Source organism: Flavobacterium sp. (assembly GCF_043773265.1).
Taxonomy (GTDB): domain Bacteria; phylum Bacteroidota; class Bacteroidia; order Flavobacteriales; family Flavobacteriaceae; genus Flavobacterium.
Genome location: NZ_JAYVFH010000282.1, coordinates 1 through 2,882, shown reverse-complemented (window position 1 = coordinate 2,882; position 2,882 = coordinate 1). Strand labels below are relative to the sequence as shown.

General features: G+C 31.9%; 4 protein-coding genes and 1 pseudogene. All 5 read right to left on the bottom strand.

The window, feature by feature from the left end; all coding sequences use genetic code 11:
- Positions 1–996, bottom strand: a pseudogene (locus ACH2BO_RS14640) (F0F1 ATP synthase subunit alpha); the annotation flags it as partial.
- An 11-nt stretch (positions 997–1,007) separates the two neighbouring features.
- A complete protein-coding gene (locus ACH2BO_RS14635) occupies positions 1,008–1,514 on the bottom strand; it encodes a hypothetical protein (RefSeq protein ID WP_395045472.1) in 507 nt (168 codons plus the stop codon).
- Positions 1,515–1,525: 11 nt separating this feature from the next.
- A complete protein-coding gene (atpH, locus tag ACH2BO_RS14630) occupies positions 1,526–2,059 on the bottom strand; it encodes an ATP synthase F1 subunit delta (RefSeq protein ID WP_395045474.1) in 534 nt (177 codons plus the stop codon).
- On the bottom strand, positions 2,059–2,559 hold the full coding sequence (locus ACH2BO_RS14625) for a F0F1 ATP synthase subunit B (protein WP_395045471.1): 501 nt from the start codon (positions 2,557–2,559) through the stop codon (positions 2,059–2,061). The genes atpH and ACH2BO_RS14625 overlap by 1 nt, the downstream gene beginning before the upstream one ends.
- Before the next feature lie 100 nt (positions 2,560–2,659).
- Positions 2,660–2,860 carry an ATP synthase F0 subunit C gene (gene atpE / locus ACH2BO_RS14620; RefSeq protein ID WP_395045473.1) on the bottom strand — a complete coding sequence of 67 codons (201 nt, stop codon included), beginning with the start codon at positions 2,858–2,860 and terminating at the stop codon, positions 2,660–2,662.
- Between the last annotated feature and the right edge of the window lie 22 nt (positions 2,861–2,882).

The following is a 2,882-nucleotide window of genomic DNA, read 5'->3' as shown; positions in this document are numbered from 1 at the left end:
TACAATACCTTTTAAAGTATCTGGTAAATCGTTCATGTTTTTAGCAATATCGTCATCAGCAATAACTTTACAAGCTCTTTCTAATAAACGAGAGTGAAGATAAAAAACGTCACCCGGATATGCTTCACGTCCTGGTGGTCTTCTTAATAAAAGAGAAACTTCACGGTAAGCAACTGCTTGTTTAGATAAATCATCATAAACAATTAATGCAGGACGACCAGAATCTCTAAAATATTCTCCAATTGCAGCTCCAGCCATTGGTGCATAAACTTGCATTGGTGCTGGATCTGAAGCGTTTGCAGCAACAATTACTGTATAAGCCATTGCTCCTTTTTCTTCTAACATTTTTGCAATTCCTGCTACAGTTGATGCTTTTTGCCCAATTGCAACATAGATACAAAATACTGGTTTTCCAGCATCGTAAAATTCTTTTTGATTTAAAATAGTGTCAATACAAACTGTTGATTTACCAGTTTGACGGTCACCAATAACTAGTTCACGTTGTCCACGACCAACAGGAATCATTGCATCTACTGCTTTGATACCGGTTTGTAATGGTTCGGTAACTGGTTGACGAAAGATAACTCCTGGAGCTTTTCTTTCTAATGGCATTTCATATAGTTCGCCACCAATTGGTCCTTTACCATCAATAGGTTCTCCAAGTGTGTTTACAACACGACCTACAATTTGCTCACCAACTTTTAATGAAGCAATACGTTGAGTTCTTTTTACAATTGAACCTTCTCTGATTCCAGTAGATGGTCCTAAAAGTACAACACCAACATTGTCTTCTTCTAAGTTCAATACAATAGCTTCCAATCCGTTTTCGAATTGTACTAACTCACCGTATTGAGCATTTGATAAACCGTAAACACGAGCAATACCATCACCCACTTGAAGTACAGTTCCTACTTCTTCTAACGTTGCACCAGATTCGAAACCTGATAATTGTTTTTTTAATATTGCTGTAATTTCAGCTGGTTTAATTTCTGCCATAATAGTATAAATTATCTACCTATATTGATATTAATGCCTGATCTTCTTGGCTCTTCTTCTTTAATTATTATTGTATTTGTATTATTGCTTCTGTTTAATCTATCTGAAAAAGGTGTTCCGTATTTTTCAATTATTCTTTGAACTTTATCTTCATCAAAAGTACCATCTTCGTTGATGCATTTTGAATTGTAAATAATACTAATTGCTTTTTTAAATGTTAAATCTAATTCTATAGATTTATTTAAACCTAAAAATTTTACTTCAATATAAGTTAAATCTCCTGTTTTATTATAATTTGTGATTGGCTCTACTCCTGGAATTTTTACAAATTCCATGTAAATTATTTCTTCTTTATTAGACGTTAGCATTAAGCTACAGTTGTTGCTAAAACCTCCACATCCATCATAATTTAACCACACTTTTTCGTCAACAAGGACATCACCTTTTTTTAACTTAATTTCTTGTGAAAAAGATAAAATCGAAAGACCTAAAAATACTGTTGTAAAAAAATTTCTCATAATAATAAAAATTAATTTGCGAATTCTCTTTTTAATTCTCCTAATTTATTAGCAACAGAAGCGTTGTATTGCTTGTCGCCAACTCTTAATATAAATCCTCCAATAATTGCAGGATCTACTATATTTTCAATCGTAATTTTCTTGTTTGAAAATTCTGCAATTTTCGCCAATACTTTGATTTCTAATTCTGGAGTAATTGGAAAAGCTGTTGTTACTTTTGCAACTTCAACTCCGTTACTTTCATCAAATAATCTATTGTATTGAACTGCAATAGCTTCAAGAATTTCAAATCTTTTATTTTCAAATAATAAGTGAAACAAACTATTAGTTTCATTTTGAACATTTGAAAATATTTCAGACAAAGCCGATTTCTTAACATCCATTTTAATAATTGGACTTGCTAAAAATTCTTTTAATTCTGAGCTTTCTGAAACGGCATTAACAATTGACTTCATATCGCTGTTAACCGCTTCTGCTTTTCCAGAAGTTTGTGCAATATCTAAAATTGCTTTGGCATATCTAATCGCTGCTCTTGACATATTGATTAGTTTAATTTGGCGTCACCCAACATTTTCTCAACTAATTTAGTTTGAGAATCCTTGTTAGATAATTCGTCTCTTAATACTTTTTCTGCAATTTCTAATGACAATGAAGATACTTGATTTTTAATATCTGCCATAGCTGCATTTTTTTCGCTTTCTATTGCTGCTTTAGCTTGAGAAATCATTTTTTCTCCAGCTGCTTGAGCTTCTGTTTTGGCATCATTAATCATTTTATCTTTGATTTCGCGAGCTTCTTTCATCATCAATTCTCTTTCTGCTCTTGCATCTGCTAATAATTTTTCATTATCAGATTTAAGATTTTGCATTTCTTTTTTAGCGTTTTCTGCAGATAAAAGTGCATTTCTAATACCTTCTTCTCTTGTATTTACTGCATCAAGAATTGGTTTCCATGCAAATTTTTTCAATAAAAGAACAAGTCCTACGAAAATAATCGATGCCCAAAAAAACAAACCTAATGAGAAATCATTTATTAATTTATCCATACTATATAATGTATAATTAAAATTGTATTATGTGTTGTAATTTAATTTTAAAATAGAAACAAAAGCTACAACCAACCGTTATAGCTTTTGAATTTTTCTACTAGTTTTCTGCTACAGCAAATAAAGCTGCGAAACCAATTCCTTCAATAAGTGCAGCTGCAATAAGCATAGCTGTTTGGATTTTTCCTGATGCTTCTGGTTGACGTGCAATTGCATCCATAGCAGAACCACCGATTCTACCGATACCAATTCCTGCTCCAATAACAACTAATCCTGCTCCAACGATTCTTGGGATGTTCATAATATATATATTAAAATTAAAA